General features: G+C 46.3%; 17 protein-coding genes, 1 tRNA gene and 1 pseudogene. 11 read left to right on the top strand and 8 right to left on the bottom strand.

The features are described from left to right. Window positions 1–52: 52 nt before the first annotated feature. Window positions 53–1726 carry an energy-dependent translational throttle protein EttA gene (ettA, locus tag ACEPPX_RS05495; protein ID WP_416623246.1) on the top strand — a complete coding sequence of 558 codons (1674 nt, stop codon included), beginning with the start codon at window positions 53–55 and terminating at the stop codon, window positions 1724–1726. 46 nt (window positions 1727–1772) lie between these two features. On the opposite strand, the gene ACEPPX_RS05500 is transcribed toward ettA, so the two are convergent. The 4 genes from ACEPPX_RS05500 to iscX form a co-directional block, all read right to left on the bottom strand. Continuing rightward, window positions 1773–3953, bottom strand: coding sequence for a heavy metal translocating P-type ATPase (locus ACEPPX_RS05500; protein WP_416623247.1), 2181 nt, complete (start codon window positions 3951–3953; stop codon window positions 1773–1775). A 251-nt stretch (window positions 3954–4204) separates the two neighbouring features. Continuing rightward, on the bottom strand, window positions 4205–4420 hold the full coding sequence (locus ACEPPX_RS05505; protein ID WP_416623248.1) for a heavy-metal-associated domain-containing protein: 216 nt from the start codon (window positions 4418–4420) through the stop codon (window positions 4205–4207). 229 nt (window positions 4421–4649) lie between these two features. Beyond that, window positions 4650–5819, bottom strand: a complete 1170-nt coding sequence (locus ACEPPX_RS05510) for an alpha-hydroxy acid oxidase (RefSeq protein WP_416623249.1) — start codon at window positions 5817–5819, stop codon at window positions 4650–4652. 182 nt (window positions 5820–6001) lie between these two features. Beyond that, window positions 6002–6196: a Fe-S cluster assembly protein IscX gene (iscX, locus tag ACEPPX_RS05515; RefSeq protein ID WP_047761332.1), complete on the bottom strand. Its 195-nt coding sequence runs from the start codon at window positions 6194–6196 to the stop codon at window positions 6002–6004. A 159-nt stretch (window positions 6197–6355) separates the two neighbouring features. Between iscX and ACEPPX_RS05520 the strand changes: the two genes are divergently transcribed. Further along, entirely contained in the window at window positions 6356–6664 is a 309-nt protein-coding gene (locus ACEPPX_RS05520; RefSeq protein ID WP_416623250.1) for a hypothetical protein, read from the top strand. A 66-nt stretch (window positions 6665–6730) separates the two neighbouring features. Here the strand turns inward: ACEPPX_RS05520 and ACEPPX_RS05525 are convergent, their stop codons facing one another. Beyond that, window positions 6731–7318, bottom strand: a complete 588-nt coding sequence (locus ACEPPX_RS05525; RefSeq protein WP_416623251.1) for a hypothetical protein — start codon at window positions 7316–7318, stop codon at window positions 6731–6733. Between the two features lie 245 nt (window positions 7319–7563). Continuing rightward, on the bottom strand, window positions 7564–8889 hold the full coding sequence (locus tag ACEPPX_RS05530) for a dicarboxylate/amino acid:cation symporter (RefSeq protein ID WP_047761335.1): 1326 nt from the start codon (window positions 8887–8889) through the stop codon (window positions 7564–7566). Window positions 8890–9330: 441 nt separating this feature from the next. On the opposite strand from ACEPPX_RS05530, the gene ACEPPX_RS05535 reads away from it, so the two are divergent. Beyond that, complete coding sequence (locus tag ACEPPX_RS05535; protein WP_416623264.1) at window positions 9331–10041, top strand: AzlC family ABC transporter permease; 711 nt, start codon at window positions 9331–9333, stop codon at window positions 10039–10041. Continuing rightward, window positions 10038–10337, top strand: a complete 300-nt coding sequence (locus ACEPPX_RS05540; protein WP_047761336.1) for an AzlD family protein — start codon at window positions 10038–10040, stop codon at window positions 10335–10337. Before ACEPPX_RS05535 ends, ACEPPX_RS05540 begins: the two co-directional genes overlap by 4 nt. Window positions 10338–10830: 493 nt before the next feature. Here ACEPPX_RS05540 and ACEPPX_RS05545 read toward each other — a convergent pair. Continuing rightward, window positions 10831–10906: transfer RNA gene (locus ACEPPX_RS05545), tRNA-Asn, on the bottom strand. A gap of 260 nt (window positions 10907–11166) precedes the next feature. On the opposite strand from ACEPPX_RS05545, the gene trmA reads away from it, so the two are divergent. Further along, the gene (gene trmA / locus ACEPPX_RS05550) at window positions 11167–12255 is read left to right on the top strand and encodes a tRNA (uridine(54)-C5)-methyltransferase TrmA (protein WP_416623252.1); all 1089 of its coding nucleotides are present in this window, start codon (window positions 11167–11169) and stop codon (window positions 12253–12255) included. Between the two features lie 72 nt (window positions 12256–12327). Here trmA and ACEPPX_RS05555 read toward each other — a convergent pair whose 3' ends face one another. Continuing rightward, window positions 12328–13269, bottom strand: coding sequence for a bile acid:sodium symporter family protein (locus tag ACEPPX_RS05555; protein ID WP_047761338.1), 942 nt, complete (start codon window positions 13267–13269; stop codon window positions 12328–12330). Between the two features lie 137 nt (window positions 13270–13406). On the opposite strand from ACEPPX_RS05555, the gene ACEPPX_RS05560 reads away from it, so the two are divergent. The 6 genes and pseudogenes from ACEPPX_RS05560 to ACEPPX_RS05585 form a co-directional block, all read left to right on the top strand. Then, on the top strand, window positions 13407–14141 hold the full coding sequence (locus ACEPPX_RS05560; RefSeq protein ID WP_416623253.1) for an SDR family NAD(P)-dependent oxidoreductase: 735 nt from the start codon (window positions 13407–13409) through the stop codon (window positions 14139–14141). Window positions 14142–14236: 95 nt separating this feature from the next. After that, window positions 14237–14860, top strand: coding sequence for a Smr/MutS family protein (locus tag ACEPPX_RS05565; protein ID WP_416623254.1), 624 nt, complete (start codon window positions 14237–14239; stop codon window positions 14858–14860). 579 nt (window positions 14861–15439) lie between these two features. Next, a complete protein-coding gene (gene aceE, locus ACEPPX_RS05570; protein WP_416623255.1) occupies window positions 15440–18118 on the top strand; it encodes a pyruvate dehydrogenase (acetyl-transferring), homodimeric type in 2679 nt (892 codons plus the stop codon). A gap of 128 nt (window positions 18119–18246) precedes the next feature. Then, window positions 18247–19920: a dihydrolipoyllysine-residue acetyltransferase gene (aceF, locus tag ACEPPX_RS05575; RefSeq protein ID WP_416623256.1), complete on the top strand. Its 1674-nt coding sequence runs from the start codon at window positions 18247–18249 to the stop codon at window positions 19918–19920. Between the two features lie 89 nt (window positions 19921–20009). Then, window positions 20010–21803 (top strand): dihydrolipoyl dehydrogenase, encoded by a 1794-nt coding sequence (gene lpdA / locus ACEPPX_RS05580; RefSeq protein WP_416623257.1) that lies wholly within the window; start codon window positions 20010–20012, stop codon window positions 21801–21803. A 127-nt stretch (window positions 21804–21930) separates the two neighbouring features. Then, window positions 21931–22017: pseudogene (locus ACEPPX_RS05585) on the top strand (IS1595 family transposase); the annotation flags it as partial.

The raw sequence follows: 22017 nt of genomic DNA on the forward strand, positions 1-22017 counted from the left end.
CGGCGTAACATGCCGTCTGAAAAACGATTGTTTATTTCAAGCAGAGAGCAATATGGCCCAATATGTATATTCTATGCTGCGCGTGAGCAAAGTAGTTCCGCCGCAGAAAACCATTATCAAAGATATTTCATTATCATTTTTTCCGGGCGCTAAAATCGGCCTTTTGGGTTTGAACGGTGCGGGTAAATCTACCGTGTTGCGGATTATGGCCGGGGTAGATAAAGAGTTTGAAGGCGAAGCCGTGCCGATGAGCGGTATCAAAATCGGCTATTTGCCGCAAGAGCCGGAACTTGACCCTGAAAAAACCGTGCGCGAAGAGGTAGAAAGCGGCTTGGGTGAAGTGGCCGATGCGCAAAAGCGTTTGGAAGAAGTTTATGCCGCTTATGCCGATCCTGATGCCGATTTTGACGCTTTGGCAGAAGAGCAGGGGCGTTTGGAAGCGATTATCGCCGCCGGTTCCAGCACAGGCGGCGGTGCCGAGCATGAATTGGAAATTGCGGCAGATGCCCTGCGCCTGCCCGATTGGGATACCAAAATCGGCGTATTATCTGGCGGTGAAAAACGCCGCGTGGCTTTGTGCAAATTGCTGTTGTCCAAACCCGATATGCTGTTGTTGGACGAACCGACCAACCACTTGGACGCCGAATCGGTAGAATGGCTGGAGCAATTCTTGGTGCGCTTCCCTGGAACGGTAGTGGCGGTTACGCACGACCGCTACTTCCTTGATAATGCCGCCGAGTGGATTTTAGAGCTCGACCGCGGCCACGGTATTCCTTGGAAAGGTAACTATTCTTCATGGCTGGAGCAAAAAGAGCAGCGTTTGGCCAACGAAGCCAAATCCGAGGCTGCCCGTATCAAGGCTATGAAACAGGAATTGGAATGGGTTCGCCAAAATGCCAAGGGCCGCCAAGCCAAATCAAAAGCCCGTTTGGCGCGTTTTGAGGAAATGAGTAATTACGAATACCAAAAGCGCAATGAAACACAAGAAATCTTCATTCCTGTGGCTGAGCGTTTGGGTAACGAAGTGATTGAGTTTGTAAATGTTTCCAAGTCATTCGGCGATAAGGTACTGATTGACGACTTGAGCTTTAAAGTGCCGCCCGGTGCGATTGTCGGCATTATCGGCCCCAACGGTGCCGGTAAATCGACCCTGTTCAAAATGATTGCAGGTAAAGAGCAGCCTGATTCGGGTGAAGTGAAAATCGGCCAAACCGTCAAAATGAGCTTGATTGACCAAAGCCGCGAAGGTTTGCAAAGCGATAAGACCGTATTCGATACCATCGCCGAAGGCCGCGATATTTTGCAGGTAGGGCAGTTTGAAATTCCCGCCCGTGCTTACTTGGGCCGTTTTAACTTCAAAGGCAGCGACCAAAGTAAATTTGCCGGCAATCTTTCGGGTGGTGAGCGCGGCCGTCTGCACTTGGCCAAAACCCTTTTGGCGGGCGGCAACGTATTGTTGCTGGACGAACCCTCCAACGATTTGGATGTAGAAACCCTGCGTGCCCTTGAAGATGCTTTGCTGGAATTTGCCGGCAGCGTGATGGTGATTTCGCACGACCGCTGGTTCCTTGACCGCATTGCCACACATATTTTGGCATGCGAAGGTGATTCGAAATGGGTGTTCTTCGATGGCAACTATCAGGAATACGAAGACGATAAAAAACGCCGTTTGGGTGAAGAAGGTGCGAAGCCGAAACGGATTAAATATAAACCGGTAACACGTTAAATTTATTTTAAAAGGCCGTCTGAAAATTTTCAGACGGCCTTTTTAATCATAAAAAGCGCGGTGAATAAACCTTTGTGTTTTTAAGTCGAAGGGCATTGGCTAATACGGATACCGAACTTAAAGCCATAGCGGCTCCGGCGATAATCGGATTGAGCAGGCCAAATGCCGCCAGCGGAATGCCTAAAATATTATAGATAAATGCAAAAAATAGATTTTGTTTGATATTTTTCAGCGTGGCGCGAGAAATTAACAGGGCATCAACCATTTGGTTGACTGAGTGCTGCATCAATGTGGCGGCGGCGGCGGATTCCGCAATATCTGCTCCGTTTTTCATGGCAAAACCAATATTGGCAGCAGCTAATGCAGGTGCATCGTTAATGCCGTCTCCCACCATGGCTACGGTTTGGCCTGCCTGGCGTAAAGCTTGGATAGCGGCTGCTTTTTCACGCGGAGTCATATTGCCTTTGGCATGTTTGATAGCTAGTTTATTTGCAATATAAGATACCACCTCCGGGCGATCACCGCTCATTATATGAATATCGATATTTTTCTCCCGAAGACGGCGGATAGCTTCGGCAGTGTCTGCTTTCAATTCGTCTGCCAATGCAAATACACCGATAGGGCGGTTATCGGCGGATACCGCAACCAAACTCGAAATCTGCCAAACGGCATCCGTGTCTTGTGGCGGAGAGATACCGCACCATTCCGGCTTGCCAACACGAACCCTACCATATTCCGGAACATCGGCGGAAATACCCGCTCCGGCCTCTATCACAATATTTTCGGCTTCAGGAATATCCAACTGCCGTTCTTTGGCTGTCTTAACCACTGCATCGGCCAAAGGATGTTTGGCATATTGTTCGACTGCCGCAGCAGCACGGTAAAGGCTGTTTTCATCATAAATACTGCCGGGTGCAAGCCATGCGGCGGCAACTTGCGGACGGCCTTGTGTGAGCGTGCCTGTTTTATCAAGCACGACAGTATCGACACGGGCGGCTTCTTCCATGGCGGCAGCGTCTTTAAACCAGATACCGTGCTTAACCGATTTACCCATTCCCACCATGATGGCGGCAGGCGTCGCCAAACCGAGTGCGCACGGGCAGGCAATCACCAAGACGGCAACGGCATTCATCAGGGCGTTTACCCAATCGGATGTAAGATATCCCGTGATGACAAACGTTAACAGCGCAATACCGACTACTGCCGGTACGAAAACGGCTGCCATTTTATCCGCCACACGGGCTATAGGGGCTTTACTGCCTTGTGCTTCGGCCAGTGCGGCCATCATATCGCCCAATAGGGTTTGGCTGCCGAAATGTTCGGCTCGGTAGGTGATGCTGCCTCCAGTTATCATAGCGCCTGCCAATACCCTACTGCCTACGGTTTTTGCTTCGGGATTGGATTCTCCCGTAAGATGGCTTTCATCGGCCCAGCCATTGCCGCTTTCCACAACGCCATCTGCGGCTATGCGCTCTCCCAAACCGGCACGGATAAGTTCTCCGGTGCGGACTTGGTTTAAGGGTAAGGTTTGCCAACTGCCGTTTCGCTCCACATTGACTTGTTTGGGTGTAAGGGTGAGCAGTTCGCCCAAACTGTTGAGGCTTGCTTTTTTTGTACGCTGTTCTAAAAACTTACCCAAGCTGACAAAGCCGATAACCATCACACCGGCTTCAAAATAAACATGGGCTTGCGTGCCGTGGCCGGACGGATGGGCGAACAAAATAAATGCGGAATACAAATAAATAGCAAGCGTGCCGAGTGAAACCAAGACGTCCATATTGGCCAAACCGCCTTTTACCGATGCCCATGCGCCACGATAAAAGGGTATGGCAAGCCAAAGTTGGACGATGCTGGCCAAGACAAATTGCCATATAGGCGGCAGCATCCAATGATGCTGCCCGAGCAGCATACCGGCCATGCCGATGATAAACGGGATATTGATGGCTAACAGCAGCCATAGGTGTAAATGGGAGGGATGTTCGGCAGCCGTATTAGTGGTTGGCCCGCTTTCGGTTTGCAAAGTAGCCTCAAAGCCGGCTTGGCGGATAATGGCGGCGATGGCCTCATTATTGCTGATTTCGCCGTCAAAAGTAACGACGGCTTCTTCACTGGCGAAGTTGACGTTTGCTTCGCTGATAAAATCTTTTTTGTTCAGCACTTTTTCAATTCGGCTGGCGCAGGCTTGGCAGGTCATGCCGCTGATGCTGAAACGGGCTTTTTGCTGCATAGTCGCTCCGTTGGCGTGAGCCGTTTTTTAACGGCAGAATGCGGGAATACGGAAGCGTAGGCTGAAATTTTTTTATAAATATTCCGAAATGGAAAATGCTTTAGATTCGGCCGCGCTTTGTAAGTTTTGCGTGCTGCCATTCTGTATTGGCATTACCGCATTGATAATCCGAAAAGATGGTTTTCAGACGGCCTGTAAGTTTTTTGACAGGCCTTCCGAATATGATATTTAAATTTAATTAGGCAGGGGATTCATGCAGGCAGAGATGCGTCGAACCCGGCATTTTCAATTGCTTCAATTAGTTGGGTTGTATCGGTTTTACCTTCCGCGATATTAATAACGGCACGGCCCGAGGCCAAGTCTACTTGTACTTTTTCCACGCCTTCTATTGCTTCAAGTACGCGTGTAACACTGTTAACACAACCGCCGCAAGTCATGCCTTCGATATTTAAGGTAACCGTTTTCATTGTGTTTTCCTAAAAAATGTTTTCAGACGGCTATACTATAAACCTTTACGCGGGGTTAGGGTCAAGAGGCCAGAGAATTGATAAGTGTTCCGCAAACTTTAAGATAGGGCTGATAAGGTATTCAAAAATAGCAGTCGTTTTCATATAACCGGTATGGCGTAGATGACTTATTTTGCAAAGTTTGTCTTTTAAAAAATGCCGTCTGAAAATTTTTCAGACGGCATTTTTTTTAGTAAGGCTCGGGATAAGTGCCTTTTATCAAAATGTTTTTATCTACGTCGGCAAGATTTCGATGACCGGTAAATGCCATAGTGATATCCATTTCTTTATAAAGTATTTCCAACGCTCGGGTAACGCCTTGTTCTCCGTATGCGCCCAAACCGTAAAGATAAGCGCGGCCTGTCATAAAACCGCGGGCGCCAAGAGCCCAGGCTTTGAGCATATCTTGGCCGCTGCGTATGCCGCTGTCCAGCCATACTTCGGTTTTGCTGCCGACAGCCTGTACGATATTGGGCAGGGCGCGGATGGTTGAAAGCGCGCCGTCGAGCTGGCGGCCTCCGTGGTTGGATACAACAATGGCATCTGCACCGTGTTTGACGGCCATTTCCGCATCTTCGGTATCTAAAATACCTTTGATGATCAGCTTCCCGCCCCATAAATCTTTAATACGGGCAACGTCGTCCCAGCTTAAACGGGGATCAAATTGTTCGGCTGTCCATGAAGACAACGAGGAAACATCGGTAATGCTTTTTGCATGGCCGACGATATTACGGAAAGTACGGCGTTCGGTATTGAGCATGCTTAAGCACCACTCCGGCTTGGTGGCCAAATTGAGCCAATTTTTCAGGGTGGGTTTCGGTGGGGTGGAGAGGCCGTTTTTAATATCCCTGTGGCGTTGACCGAGTATTTGCAGGTCGGCGGTGAGAATTAAGGCGGAACACTGTGCGGCTTGGGCGCGGCGGATAAGGTTTTCCATAAACTCGCGATCGCGCATTACATATAATTGAAACCAGAAGGGTGCCGAGGTGTTTTCGGCAATATCTTCGATTGAGCAGATCGACATGGTGGAGAGCGAAAAGGGGATGCCGAATTTTTCTGCTGCGCGTGCGGCCAGAATTTCGCCGTCGGCGTGCATCATGCCGGTTAGTCCCGTAGGAGCGGTTGCCAAAGGCATGGTATATGTTTGCCCCAACATGGGGGCAGACAGTGAACGGCCCTCCATATCAACCAATACTTTTTGACGCAGTTTGATGGCTTGGAAATCATCACTGTTTGCCCGGTATGTGGATTCCGTCCATGAGCCTGAGTCGATGTAGTCGTAAAACATTTTCGGCATTTTGCGCTTGGCTACACGGCGTAAGTCTTCTATACAGGTAATTTTACTTAAATCTTGTTTCATAGGTTCCGCCTCTCTAAGATATCTCCGGCAGGCTGCCGATATGGTGTGATTGTATCAGGGTGAGAGTAATTCTAAAAAATACTGTTTGTAGTCAGGACGTATTTTGAAGTTGGGATATCATATCCTTTTAAAACAATGCCGTCTGAAAGATTATTCAGACGGCATCGGCTTTAAATCGGGCTTTATTGTGCTTCTTCAATCCATGCTTGTTGGATGGCTTCGAGAATACGCTCGCCGCAACGTGAGGGATCGTCATCAAAATCAGGTAATGCCAAAACCAGTTCGCGCAATTGGGTAAAGCGGATGGTTTGAGGGTCAATATCATTATGATTGTCGTAAAGCTCTTCGGCTATGCGTTGGGTGTCAGTCCATTTCATGGCATGTTTTCCTTATGGTTTGGTGTGTTTGTATATTGTAGCAAATAGATGGCGCCCTACATAGGAAATAGATCTAAGCCGTGTTAAGCTGCCGGTAACTGGTGAAGGCAGCCGCGTTTGTAAAGCCCTTAAAATTTTGATGATTAAACGGGTGAAATTATGATTAAAGTAGTTTATACCTATCGTACTAAAACAGAGGATTTAAACGAATTGATGGAAAAGTTTGCCCGCTCGGCTTTGCCGCAGTTCGATTCACAACCCAATAATTTAAAAATCGAGATGAGCCGCCGTGATGAGGGCAGGGATACTTATATTCGTTTGGATATTTATTATAACTGTATAGAAGATTATCAAGTCCGCAACCGGCAAGAGCGAAGTTGGCCGCAGTGGCAGGAAATTTGGTTCAATCCTGATAATAAACATACGGAGGTATCGGTAGAGGTTTACGAGGTATTGCATACCGGTTGAATTTTCCTATGATGTAATAAAAATCCCCGGTTTTTCCGGGGATTTTTATTTGCAATCAAAGATGAATCAGTGCTGCTCGGTATGCTCGAGTGAAGAGTGATGAAGAATAATACGGATACGGCCGTCATCTCCCTTAATAAACTGCCAAGTTTTATCAACGGTAACACCATGGCCGTCTTTATTGGTGAAATGTACTTTACCCATGGTGGTGGCGGTATTGCCGGAAATAAAAAGCGCGGCGTTTTCAGGTTCGCATTTGGTCCAACCCTTGAGAGCGAATCCTTTATCGGTAGGAAAGTTTTTATTACCGCCCACGAAGTAGGATAGAGCGCCTTCAGGAGTGGTACGGAATGTTTGTGGTTTTACGGATAATGTGGGTTTGAATAAAACCGGACCCATATCGTAGCCATATAAATCTTCGATGGCTTTTTGAGCTGATTTTTCTGCTGCTTTGCGGCCTCTTTGCTCATATGTGTTGCCGATATCCAATAATGAGCGACACCATTGGTTTTGTGCGTTTAAGACTTCGTTTTCCGAAATGGTTTTGTTAATAATACTGTGGGGTTGAGCAACGGAAGCAAGGTTTTCGGCCGGTGCCGCATAAGCGGGAATTGCAAAAACGGCCGATAGGAAAAGCAGAAAAACTTTTTTCATAGACATATTCCGTGAAATATATTTTCAGAAGTAATGAAGTAATAAAGAGTTATGACTTTTCTGCTATTGCGGTATATATGATGAAAACAGTCAGGAGAATAAATTCTTTATTTCCGTATTTTCGTTAAACAGAAAACATAGTTCTACCTCAAACTACCTGGAAAATGTATCATGGCTACTCTTGTTAAGGTTTGATTTAAATCAGAAACGGCCTGCATTAAGCAGGCCGTTTTTATTTGGAAAGGTTATTCAGTTTCAGAAACTGCCGGTTCCAAACGTCCGTTTAAAGCGGCATCCAGTTTTTCTTTATCTAATGCGTTTTCCCAACGGGCAACAACAATCGTGGCACAGGCATTACCGGTAAGATTGGTTAGGGCTCGGCACTCGGACATAAAGCGGTCGATACCCAAAATCAAAGCCATACCTTCTACCGGCAAACCGGGTACTACCGATAAAGTTGCGGCCAGCGTAATAAAACCTGCTCCGGTAACACCGGCAGCACCTTTTGAGCTCAGCATGGCAACCAACAGTAAAGTGATTTGATGAGTAAGTGTAAGTTCGATATTTAGAGCTTGTGCAATAAATAGGGCAGCCATAGTCATGTAGATATTCGTTCCATCCAGATTGAAAGAATATCCGGTGGGTACTACCAAACCGACCACGGATTTTTCACACCCGGCACGCTGAAGTTTCTGCATCAGGGTAGGTAAAGCGGCTTCGGAAGAGGATGTTCCCAGCACCAACCACAATTCGTCTTTTATGTATTTAATCATTTTAATGATCGAAAAGCCGTTGTAGCGGGCAACTGCTCCTAAAACCACTAATACGAACAAAAGGGACGTAATATAGAAAGTAGCAACCAGTAAAAGCAGATTGCTGATAGAGCTGATACCGTATTTGCCAATTGTAAAAGCCATGGCACCGAAGGCACCGATCGGAGCGGCTTTCATCAAAATGGAAACCATCTTGAATACAGGGGCAGACAGCTCTTGCAGAAAATTGATGACCGGACGGGCCTTGTCGCCAACAGAAGCAAGTGATATCCCAAATAAAACGGCAACAAAAAGCACTTGAAGGATATTACCATCGGTAAGCGGGCTGACAATTGTTTTGGGAATAATATCCATCAAAAAGCCGGTAATCGTGCTTTCATGGGCCTTTTCCACATATTCGGCCACTTTATCCGCTTTGAGGGTATGAGGGTCGATATTCAAACCAGCGCCCGGTTCGATAACATTGGCCACTACCATGCCCACAATCAATGCCAGTGTGGAAAATGTTAAAAAATAAATCATGGCCTTGCCTGCTACCCGGCCGATAGATTTCATATTATTCATGCCCGCAATACCGGTAACCACCGTTAGGAAAATAACCGGGGCAATAATCATTTTAACCAGTTTGATGAAAGCATCTCCTAAAGGTTTCATGCTTTCGCCGATATCCGGATAAAAATGGCCTAATAGGATACCGAGAATAATAGCGAAAATAACTTGCACATAAAGAATCTGGTAAAACTTCTGTTTGCGCAGCGGTACGGTATCATTCAATTCTGTCGGATCAATATTCAACATGATTTGAGGGTCCTCTAAGTACAATCTTTTACTTTTCTATATTTGGATTTGGCCGGCAAACATTGCTGTCAACCAAGTTGAGGCCTTTCCAAAGCGGTATCAATTGATTGCGTATGCCGGTAAATTTGAATGCCGTTTTGATAAAGCCTCAAGTAGAATTAATCTACTCCTTAATTTTCGGTAACACAAACAGCTAAAATGTAAAGAAATAGGTTTTATAATCAGTTCATTGTAAATATTGAGAATTAAATTTCGATTCGATTGGGCGGATATAGCCCGTAAGTGTTGCTTGGGCACCTCATGCCAAACTATCGGATCGGTAAAGAGGTTAACTATCTAAAAAGTTTTTGAGTCGAAAAGATATCGGATGTCTCTTTGTGTCGGCATCAGGATATTTCATTTATACTTTATCTTTTTAAACCGTTTTAAGCTATGGTGCGGATAAATCAACCGGACTCCCCTCGGAGTGAATTTTTCAGAGGAATGAAAGACTGCTTGCCGATATTGGTAGGCATCTTGCCGTTTGCATTGATTTTGGGGGTACAAGGTGGTCAAAAAGGAATGACCATAGTGGAAATGCCATTGATGGCAGGCTTGAATTTTGCCGGAGGCTCGGAATTCGCTGCGGTAGGCTTGTGGCAGCACCCATTACCGATTGTATTGATTTTGGCCGTTACCTTTATGATTAATACCCGGCATATTTTGATGGGTGCTGCATTGGCTCCTTATATCCGCCATATGCCGATGAAAAAAGTATTGCCGTTATTGTTTGTCATGACTGATGAAAGTTGGGCTATGGCTTTTGCAGATATCACCCGCCGAAAGGCCGCCGGTTTGCCTGCTTTCAGCCTATTTTATTATTGGGGGGTGAGTATAGCCCTGTACGTGGTATGGATCATCTTTACCACGCTGGGTACCGCCATAGGTCCCTCGCTTGGCAATATTGCGTCATGGGGGTTTGCAATGGCTTTTCCCGCCGTATTTTTAGTGTTGCTAAAAGGCATATGGAAAGGCTGGTATGCAGCCCGCCCATGGTTGGTTAGCCTCTTGGTTGCGGCTTTTATTTATCGTTTTTCAGACGGCATTTGGTACGTGCCGGCAGGAGCGGTTGCCGGGTTGGCGGCAGCTTACTTTTGGGCGGAACCGTCATGATATCGCTTGATTCGTTGATAACCATATTGGGCATGCTGGCGGTTACGTACACTACGCGCTTGATCGGTTTTTTTGCTTTGAGAAACCGTTCTCTGAGCCCGAAAGCGGCAGCAGTTTTAGATGCGGCTCCGGGCTGTGTACTAATAGCCGTAATAGCGCCTTATTTCGTGACCGATAAACCGCATGAATTAGCTGCTATGGCGGTAACGCTCTGTACAGCACGATATTTCGGTATGCTGCCTACGGTTTTGGCAGCTGTTGGATCAGCTGCTTTGTTTGGCCAAGTATTCGGGTGAAAATTAAAAATCTACAATGAAGAAAACTAAGTATTGCCTATCAAAACTTTTGATTTATTTAAGAAATGGTTTATGCCCCGACTTTGTATACGGTTGCTACCTAAATGTGAAAAGAAAATCTTAACCGGTTAATTTTTAACCGAATAATGTGGGTTATCTCATCAATGAGATAAATCAGTAGGGTATAGAAACTAATAAAAAGCAGCCATAAGGTTGCTTTTTTATATCCGCAGGAGAAGTGGTTAACGCTTAGTTAATTAGCTAGTAGCAAATTGCTTTTCCACATCGGTGAGCTTTTTTGCATAATATCTAACGCTGTAGATGTTTCAAAGATAGGGATATTTTTTAGATGCTTTCGTCATATGGAAGAATATCCGGCCAAACTGGGCAGACGGCTTGAATGGATTAAGCCAAATAGAGGAGCAGAAGTTAAATGATAGTTAAAAAATAAAAAAGCCCAAACGATTGTTTGGGCTTTTAAAATTTTAAAATTTGGCTCCCCGACCTGGGCTCGAACCAGGGACCTGCGGATTAACAGTCCGTCGCTCTACCGACTGAGCTATCGGGGAAGAAGCACGCATTATAGCGTTGATAAAAAAAGTGTCAATCAATTCAGCGAAATTTTTTTATGATTTTTAAATAAAAATTTGAATTTTAAAATAATTTATTTTTCTAGGTAGTATTCTTAATTTTTGTGGCCAGTATTGGGCTATTTGATTTTTCAGACGGCCTTATTTGTAATGGATAAGAGCGCTTCTTAGTTAGTAGTGGCGACAACAAACAGTGATTTCCGTATAATCGCAGCCGGAAAAAAGAATATGGAAATTTTATGGTAGGTATTTCTTATCAGCAGCAACTAGCAGAAAAAAAAGAATATATTCGAAAATTATTTGAGGATTTGGCAACTCCCGAATTGGAGGTGTTTGAATCACCCTCAAAATACTATCGTATGCGTGCAGAATTCAGAGTATGGCACGAGGGGGAGGTGTGTTTCTATGCGATGTTTGAACCGGGTAAGAAAGCAGGCGGCGCATCTTTAATCCGTTGCGATCAATTTGATACCGCACACAGTAGTATTAATGACATGATGCCTAGATTGATGGCTGCTGTGACCGATAATCCTGTACTGAAAAATCGTTGGTATGCGGTTGAGTTTTTAGCGACTTTAAGTGGCGAAATGCTGCTTACGATGATTTACCATAAAAAGCTTGATGAAGAATGGCTAGCAGCCGCGCGGGCTTTGCAAGAAGAGCTTGGTATATGGATTATCGGCCGAAGCAGAGGGCAAAAAGTAATCTTAACTCAAGATTTTGTTACCGAGCGTCTGCAAGTGGGAGAGCACGTATTTGTTTATCGTCAGCTGGAAGGCGGTTTTACGCAACCGAATGCGGAAGTATGTCAAAAAATGCTGGCATGGGCTTGTGATTGTGCCGAAGGCTTGGGTGGAGATATGCTGGAGCTTTATTGTGGAAACGGTAATTTCACTTTGCCTTTGGCAACCCGATTCAAGCATGTATTAGCAACCGAAGTGTCGAAAACTTCGGTAAATGCGGCCTTATGGAATATTCAGGCCAATGATTGCGATAATGTGCAGATCGTAAGGTTTTCTGCCGAAGAGTTTACCGAGGCGTATACGGGTAACCGTGCATTCCGCCGGTTGCAGGAACAAGGTATCGCATTAGCTGATTATGAGTTTTCAACGATTTTTGTTGATCCGCCGAGAGCCGGTGTGGATGATGAAACTTTAAAATTGGTCGCACAATTTGAGAATGTGATTTATATATCCTGCAATCCTGAAACCTTGCATGATAATTTGGTGAAACTGAATGCTACGCATACTATCGAACGCATGGCTTTATTTGATCAGTTTCCGTTTACCCACCATATCGAAAGCGGCGTGTTGCTGAAAAAGCGTTAAAATTAATATTATATTTTAATGAACAATGCCGTCTGAATTTTCAGACGGCATTGTTTTCATGCAAGATACTTTTTATGAGGATGATTTGTCATCGGCCTTACGCGCCCAATATGAAGCCAGCAGAGAGCCGGAAATATTATGCCATACGCTGAATAAGGCACTGGGAACTGCTGCCAGAGGGGTGAAATAGGCTGCAGCCAGTGCGGCGCCCAAGCCTGAGTTTTGCATGCCGACTTCGATGGAAAGGGTTTTCTGGGCATCATAAGGTAATTTGCACAGCTTTGCGGTTAAAAAACCGAGCAGGTAACCGATACCGTTATGTAATACTACTACAGCAAAAATCAATAAGCCGCTTTCGATAATTTTAGGCTTACTGGCGCCGATAATTGCACCGATAATCAAAACGATAGAAAGCACCGAAACCAAAGGAAGCAAGCCGTTGGCGGCTTCTGTTTGTTTTTTCAGAAGCATATGTGCCAAAAGCCCTAAAACAATAGGCAGCAATACGATTTGGAGAATCGATACAAACATAGATGTGGCTGAAATTTCCAGCCATTGATTAGCTAATAAGTAAAACACCGCAGGTGTCAATATCGGAGCCAATAATGTGGAAACCGAAGTAACGGCTACCGAAAGCGCAACATTACCGCGTGCCAAATAGGTAATTACGTTAGAAGCGGTACCGCCGGGACAAGAACCAACCAAAATCACCCCGATAGCAATTTCTGCAGGTAGATCCAGACCTACCGCAAGCGCATAAGCCACCAATGGCATGATTATGAATTGGGCAGCTACGCCGATTAAAACAGCTTTGGGGTGTTGGCCGAGAATTTTGAAATCGGCAGGAGAGAGCGTCATGCCCATACCAAACATAATAATGCCCAATAGCCACGGAATATAAGGTAAAGCCCATTTAAATGTTTCGGGAAAGAGGAAACCGATTAAAGCAAATAAAGCGGCCCATACTGCAAAAGTGCGGCCGACAAACTGGCTGAATTTCAATAAAGCATTCATAAAAACGATAAATAAAATAAAAGAAAAGGTGTAGCTTACGCCGAATCGGGCAATTATAAAAGCATTGGATATATACCAATTTGGTGAAAATGGAGTGAAAGCGTAAAATATTGCCCCTAAAATATTAGGGTATGAATATGACGCAAAAAGTAATTATCAGCGGTCATAGCAGTGGATTAGGTAAGGCATTGGCTACTTATTATGCGGAAAAAGGCGCGGCTGTCTTGGGTATTGCCCGCAGAAAATCAGCAGATTTGATGGAAAATATACAGCAAATCAGTTTGGATTTAAGTGATACGGCGGCTTTGCAAAATTTTTGCCAACAACCCGTATTGGCGGAATTTACCGCAAATGCGTCCGAAGTCATTTTGATTAATAATGCGGCTACAGTTTTGCCTAATGCATTGTTAGGCCGGCAAAATGATATGGAGATTGCCGCGGCGGTAGGCTTAAACATTACCGCGCCTTTAATTTTGAGCAATATGATGATACGGGCAACAAATGGCCGCGCATTAAAAATTATCCATATCAGCAGCGGAGCTGGGCGTAAGCCGTATCCGGGATGGAGCGTATATGGGGCAACCAAGGCCGCACTTGATCATCATGCATTGTGTGTAGCGGCAGAACAGCATGAAAATGTGCGGATTGCCAGTATTGCCCCCGGCGTAGTGGATACCGATATGCAGGCGCAAATTCGTAGCGCCGATGAGTCGAGTTTTCCAATGAGGCCGTACTTTGAAGCTTTAAAAACAGAGGGTAGTTTGGTCGGGCCGCGGCAAACCGTAGAAAGAATTGCAGCTATGATCGAAGATAAAGACTTTGGCAGGTATGTACTTGCCGATGTGCGTGATTATTGCAGCATAAATAAATAATACTGAATAATATAGAGAAGCTAATATCGTTTCAGACGGCCTTTAAATTCAGATGCCGTCTGAAATAATATAATTGTTTGGATTTGGAAATAATCATGGTTCAAGATTTTCAAGAAGCATTAAAGCAATTGGGCAAACAAGCCAAGCAGGCAGCTGAAGAACGTGCAAAAGTTGAGGCAGAGGCAAAGCGCAAAGCGGCTGAAGAAATAAGTTTTGCCCAGGCTGTCGGCGGTGGGGTAGTTCCTTTAAAAAACACCAACCGTTATATGCCCCCGCGCGATACTAGCCCGATCAAGCCCCGCCAGAAGCAGGATACAGGTTTATCCCAAGAAGATTATTTTTATGTGGGCGACAGTTTATACGAAGACGATGTGCCGCCAACATTCAGTAAAAACGGACAGGGAAAAAATGATATCCGCCGCTTGCAAAGCGGGCATTGGCCCGTAGTTGCCGATGTCGATTTACACGGCTATACACAGGAAGAGGCCCAACAAGTATTGAATGAGTTTATTGAATTTTTAGCTGCCCGCGGTGTGTGCGGTGAAATTGTGCACGGCAGCGGTTTGGGTTCGTCGGGTTATAAACCGCGTTTGAAAATGCTGGTACGCCGCTGGTTGATGGCTCACCCTGATGTATTGGCTTATGCCGAACCGCACAAAGGAAATGACGGTGCGGTTAGGATATTGATACGCCGCCGTAATCGCCATCAAGAAGGATAAACAGCAGAAATTCTGGATTCCGAATGACAAACAATGCCGTCTGAATGTTTTCAGACGGCATTTATTTTTGGAAATATTCAAATTAAGACTGTATTTTAGAGAGGGCTTAATAAGGTCGGTAATTCGTTTTGGCTATTTTTATTTACCCGTTTTAACAATTTGAGCCTTAACTCCAATCCAGACGCTTTTTTATGGGTTGTAATGTTCAAAATGTGTGAAAATTATTTTCTATTTAGAAAAATATAAAAGAGAATTTAGATTCTGGTTGTTGAAAAGTGAAAATAATTCACAAATTAATGATTAAAAAGATACTTTTTTATAGATTTTATCAGCAGTATATTTGCCAGAATTACAGTTTGCTGATACGATTTGCAATCATATTGCCGTTATTGCGGCTGCTATATTCAGATGTTTTTGAAAACATGGAGTTTTGCAGCTGAGTGATGGTTTCGCTATTCTGATGCAGCACCCCGAGAGCAGCCGTCCGCCAGTAGAAATGTTCGGTTGCAGTTCACAAACGAAAATGAGCGGTAGTGTTTGAGCTGCCGCATCCATAACTCATCAACTGAAGGGATAATCATGTCTACCCAAACCAACGATGTTCATGACATTGATCCGATTGAAACCCAGGAGTGGCTTGACGCGCTGAGTTCCGTTTTGGAAAACGAAGGCACCGAGCGCGCCCATTTCCTGCTGGAAAACCTGGTGAAATATACCCGTCGTCGCGGTGTACACTTGCCATTCGACGCCACTACCGCCTACTTGAATACCATTCCGGTCGGCAAAGAGCAAAAATCACCCGGCAATCAGGAGCTGGAACACCGAATTCGTTCGATTATCCGTTGGAATGCCGCCGCTATGGTGTTGCGTGCCGGTAAAAAAGATTTGGAATTAGGCGGCCATATCGCTTCGTTCCAATCCGCCGCTACACTTTATGATGTAGGTTTCAACCATTTCTGGCGTGCCAAAGGTGATGATGTTGAAGGCGATATGATTTTCGTTCAAGGCCATTCTGCACCCGGCATTTACGCCCGTGCCTTCGTAGAAGGCCGCCTCACTGAAGAGCAGTTGGATAACTTCCGCCAGGAGGTAGACGGCAAGGGTTTGTCTTCTTACCCGCACCCCCATTTGATGCCTGACTTCTGGCAGTTCCCCACCGTGTCTATGGGCTTAGGCCCCCTGATGGCGATTTATCAAGCGCGCTTCCTGAAATATTTGGATTCGCGTGGCTTGAGCAAAACCAAAGGGCGTAAAGTGTGGGTATTCTGCGGCGACGGCGAGATGGACGAACCGGAAAGCCAAGGTGCTATCGCATTGGCTGCCCGTGAAGGTTTGGACAACCTGATTTTCGTGATCAACTGTAACTTACAACGCCTTGACGGCCCCGTACGCGGTAACGGCAAAATCATTCAAGAGTTGGAAGGCAACTTCCGCGGTGCCGGCTGGAACGTATTGAAAGTGATTTGGGGCAGCCGCTGGGATGCTCTTTTGGCGCGTGATACCGATAACGAACTCAAAGCCCGTATGGATGAATGCTTGGACGGCGACTACCAGACTTATAAATCCAAAGACGGTGCCTACGTGCGCGAGCACTTCTTCAACACCCCGAGTTTGAAAGCCATGGTGGCGAATATGTCCGACGCTGAAATTTGGGCGTTGAACCGTGGTGGTCATGATCCTCACAAAGTATATGCAGCTTATTACGAAGCCGTGAACAACCCCGACGGCCGTCCGACCGTGATCTTGGCCAAAACCATTAAAGGTTACGGTATGGGACATGCCGGAGAAGGTCAAAACGTTGCACACCAAGCCAAAAAAATGGATACCGAATCGCTGAAACAATTCCGTACCCGTTTTGACATTCCGGTAACTGACGAGCAAATCGAAAGCGGCAACATTCCTTACTACCGTTTCCCTGAAGACAGCGAAGAAATGCGCTATCTGCGCGAACGCCGCAATTCATTGGGCGGTTATCTGCCTCAGCGTAATCCGAATACCGAAGCATTGCCTGTACCTTCGCTGGACGCATTCGATGCACAACTTCAAGCCAGCGGCGACCGTGAGTTCTCCACTACCATGGCGTTTGTGCGTATTCTGAGCACCCTTTTGAAAGACAAACAAATCGGTAAACGCATCGTACCGATCGTACCTGATGAAAGCCGCACTTTCGGTATGGAAGGTATGTTCCGCCAATACGGTATTTGGAACCCGAAAGGCCAGCAATACACCCCGCAAGACAAAGACCAGCTGATGTTCTATAAAGAATCGGTTGATGGTCAGATTTTGCAGGAAGGTATTAACGAACCGGGCGCAATGGCTGACTGGATTGCCGCGGCAACCAGCTATGCCAACAACCATTTCGCCATGATTCCGTTCTATATTTATTATTCAATGTTTGGTTTCCAACGTGTCGGCGACTTGGCTTGGGCGGCAGGCGATATGCACGCACGGGGCTTCCTGTTGGGTGGTACTGCAGGCCGTACGACCTTGAACGGCGAAGGTTTGCAGCACGAAGACGGACACAGCCACATTCAAGCTGATCTGATTCCGAACTGTATTTCTTACGATCCGACTTACTCTTATGAGTTGGCCGTGATTATCCAAGACGGTTTGCGCCGTATGTATGTAGAAAACCAAGATGTGTTCTACTACATCACGTTGATGAACGAAAACTACGCACATCCTGCCTTGCCTCAACGCGAAGGTATCGAAGAGCAAATCCTCAAAGGTATGTACCTGCTTAAAGCCGGCGGTAACGGTGATAAGAAAGTACAGTTGATGGGCTCCGGCGTGATTCTGAATGAAGTAATCAAAGGTGCCGAATTGCTGAAAAACGATTTCGGCGTAGATGCCGATATTTGGTCGGTGCCTTCGTTCAATCTGCTGTACCGCGATGCCATTGAGGCCGAGCGCTTCAACCGTCTCAATCCGTTGGCAGATCAACAAGTACCGTTCGTGACCCAACAGCTGAAAGGACACGAAGGTCCGGTAATCGCATCTACCGACTACATCCGTAGCTTTGCCGATCGCGTACGCGCTTATATCCCGAATGATTACTATGTTTTGGGTACCGATGGTTTCGGCCGCAGTGATTCACGCGCCAACTTGCGTGATTTCTTCGAAGTAGACAGCCGCCATGTTGCCGTTGCAGCATTGAACGCTTTAGCCGAACAAGGCAAAGTCAGCAAAGAAACCGTACAACAAGCGATTGAAAAATACGGTATCAAAACCGATACCGCACCGAGCTGGAAGCGCTAAAACGCATAATTTTCAGACAGCCTTTTCCTTTTAATGAGGCCGTCTGAAAACAGCCTGAAATCAGATCGTTTTAACAAATAAACCGGTATGCAAGCCAAATAAGCTTGCTGCTGTTAAAGGAAAGCACGATGAGCCAAATCGTAGAAATCAAAGTACCCGATATCGGCGGTCATGAAAATGTCGATGTGATCGATGTAGCCGTTAAGGTTGGCGACACCATTGCCGCAGATGATACCCTGATTACCCTCGAAACCGACAAAGCCACTATGGATGTACCTTCTGATACCGCAGGAGTGGTGAAAGAAGTGAAAGTAAACGTAGGTGACAAAGTTTCTGAAGGAAACGTTATCGTTACCGTAGAAGCTGTCGCCGGGGATACAGCTGAAACCCAAGCTGTAGAAAAAGTTGAAGAGCAGCCGAAAGCCCCTGAACCGGCGCCTGCCACAGTGCCTGCCGCACAGGCTAATACGCCTGCATCTACTGTTAAAGTAGAAGTACCCGATATCGGCGGTCATGAAAATGTCGATGTGATTGCCGTTGAAGTAAAAGTAGGCGATACCATATCGGCTGACGACACTTTGATTACATTGGAAACCGACAAAGCCACTATGGATGTGCCCAGCACGGCTGCTGGTGTTGTGAAAGCCGTTTTCATCAAAGTAGGCGACAAAGTATCGCAAGGCACTGTGATTATCGAACTCGAAGCTGAAGGTGCGGCAGCGCCTGCTCCTCAAGCGGTTGCCTCTGCATCTGTTGCCGAAGCATCAAAGGCTCCCTTATCTAAGGCTCCCGTATCTGTTGCGGCTCCCGCTGCAACTTCGGCGGAGGTAGCTCCCAAAGCTGCTTTTGGCAATACGCCTGTTAACGAAGCGGCATTTGCCAAAGCACATGCCGGTCCGTCGGCCCGCAAACTGGCGCGCGAGCTCGGCGTAGATCTGAGCTTGGTCAGCGGTAGCGGCTTAAAGGGCCGCATTATCGGCGAAGACATCAAAGCTTTTGTTAAAGCAGCCATGCAGGGTGGCGCCGGAAAAGGCGCACCGGTTGCCGCAGCTGCATCTTTGGGCGGAGGTTTGGATCTGCTGCCGTGGCCGAAAGTGGATTTCAGTAAATTCGGCGAAATCGAAGTCAAAGAACTTAGCCGTATTAAGAAAATTTCCGGCCAGAATCTTTCCCGCAACTGGGTGGTTATTCCCCATGTTACCGTGAACGAAGATGCGGATATGACCGAGCTGGAAGAGTTCCGCAAGCAGCTGAATAAAGAGTGGGAGCGCGAAGGCATTAAGATGTCGCCCTTGGCATTTATCATTAAAGCTTCCGTAACTGCATTGAAAGCTTTCCCCGAGTTTAACTCTTCGCTGGACGGCGATAATCTTGTTCTGAAGAAATACTACAACATCGGTTTTGCGGCTGATACGCCAAACGGTTTGGTTGTTCCCGTGATTAAAGATGTCGATAAAAAAGGCTTGAAAGAAATTTCTCAAGAGTTGACCGAATTGTCGAAAAAAGCACGCGAAGGCAAGCTCAAACCACAGGAAATGCAAGGTGCGTGCTTTACTATTTCCAGCTTGGGCGGTATCGGCGGAACAGGGTTCACTCCGATTGTAAACGCTCCCGAAGTCGCTATTTTGGGTGTGTGCAAATCGCAAATCAAACCAGTATGGAACGGATCCGCTTTCGAACCGCGCTTGATGTGCCCGTTGAGCCTGTCGTTCGATCACCGCGTTATCGACGGTGCGGCCGGTATGCGTTTCACAGTATTCCTGGCGAGCCTGTTGAAAGATTTCCGCCGCGTATTGGTATAACAAGGATCATTCAGACGGCCTTATTTGAAGGTAGGGCCGTCTGAATACCGATTTCAAGTGGTTTATACCGCTTGTCCGAAAGGTAAAACATGAGTTTGATTGAATTAAAAGTACCCGATATCGGCGGCCACGAAAATGTAGATATTATTGCCGTGGAAATCAAAGCCGGTGACACGGTTGCTCTCGAAGACACCTTGATTACTTTGGAAACCGACAAAGCCACCATGGATGTGCCGGCTGATGTGGCAGGTGTAGTGAAAGAAGTTAAAGTAAAAGTAGGCGACAAAATTTCCGAAGGCGGCGTGATTGCCGTGCTTGAAGCGGCAGGAGTCGAAACGGCTGCGCCTAAAGCCGAAGAAAAAGCCGCTCCGGCAGCTGTTGAACAACCAATTACCGCCTCACCGGCACCGCAAGCCGCACAATTTGCCGGTTCAGCCGATGCTGAATACGATGTTGTTGTTTTGGGCGGCGGCCCCGGCGGTTATTCGGCGGCATTTGCGGCGGCTGATGAAGGCTTGAAAGTTGCCCTTATCGAACGCTACAACACTTTGGGCGGTGTCTGCCTGAATGTCGGCTGTATTCCTTCTAAAGCGTTGTTACACAATGCCGCCGTAATCGATGAAGTACGTCATTTGGCTGCGAACGGCATTAAATATCCGGAGCCGGAGTTGGATATCGATATGCTGCGTGCTTACAAGGAAAAAGTAATCGGTAAGCTCACCACTGGCTTGAGCGGCATGGCAAAAGCCCGAAAAGTGGATGTGATTCAAGGCAATGGCCAATTTGTCGGTGCCAACCATATTGAAGTAGCACTGACCAACAGTGAAAAATATGAGCAGGCAGTAGAAACCGGCGAGAAGAAAACCGTTGCTTTTAAAAATTGTATTATCGCAGCCGGTAGCCGTGTAATGAATCTTCCCTTTATTCCGAAAGACCCTCGTATCATCGATTCTAGCGGTGCTTTGGAATTACGCGAAGTTCCCGGAAAAATGCTGATTATCGGCGGCGGTATTATCGGCTTGGAAATGGGTACTGTATACAGCACTTTAGGGACGCGCTTGGATGTTGTCGAAATGATGGACGGCCTGATGCAAGGGGCTGATCGTGATTTGGTTAAAGTTTGGCAGAAGTTGAACGAATACCGTTTCGATAACATTATGCTCAATACTAAAACCGTAGCGGTTGATGCCAAAGAAGACGGTATTTATGTCAGCTTCGAAGGTACCAACGCGCCTAAAGAGCCGGTTCGCTATGATGCCGTATTGGTAGCGGCTGGTCGTGCGCCTAACGGTAAATTGATTGGTGCGGAAAAAGCCGGTGTTGCCGTAACGGATCGCGGTTTTATCGAAGTCGACAAACAAATGCGTACTAATGTGCCGCATATTTACGCGATTGGCGATATTGTCGGTCAACCGATGTTGGCGCACAAGGCTGTACATGAAGGCCATGTGGCTGCTGAAAACTGTGCAGGCCATAAAGCTTATTTCGATGCCCGTGTAATTCCAGGTGTTGCTTATACCTCTCCGGAAGTCGCTTGGGTTGGTATAACGGAAAGTGTTGCCAAAGAGCAAGGCCTGAAAATTACCAAAGCCAATTTCCCATGGGCAGCATCAGGCCGTGCCATTGCCAACGGTTGTGATCAAGGTTTCACCAAGCTGATTTTTGACGAAGCAAGCGGCATGATTATCGGTGGCGGTATTGTCGGCCCGAATGCAGGCGACATGATCGGCGAAATCTGTTTGGCTATTGAGATGGGATGTGATGCCGCGGATATTGGTAAAACCATCCATCCTCATCCTACTTTAGGTGAAACCGTCGGGTTGGCTGCTGAGGTTGCATTAGGTACTTGTACCGATTTACCGCCACAGCGTAAGAAAAAATAACTGTTTTTATTGATAGGTTATTTTAAATATAAAGGCCGTCTGAAGTTCAGACGGTCTTTATATATACTTATTGGCTATATTTAATTTAGGGGCTGTATTAGATTGGCAGTTATGTTACCCTTTAAAAATGAAGATAACACACTGTAAACTATCTAAAAAAGTACAAAAAAAGTTGCTTGAATTTTTTGTACTTGAGGTAACCGCCCGTTCTGCT

Source organism: Neisseria sp. S1, assembly GCF_048060015.1.
Lineage (GTDB): Bacteria > Pseudomonadota > Gammaproteobacteria > Burkholderiales > Neisseriaceae > Neisseria > Neisseria arctica.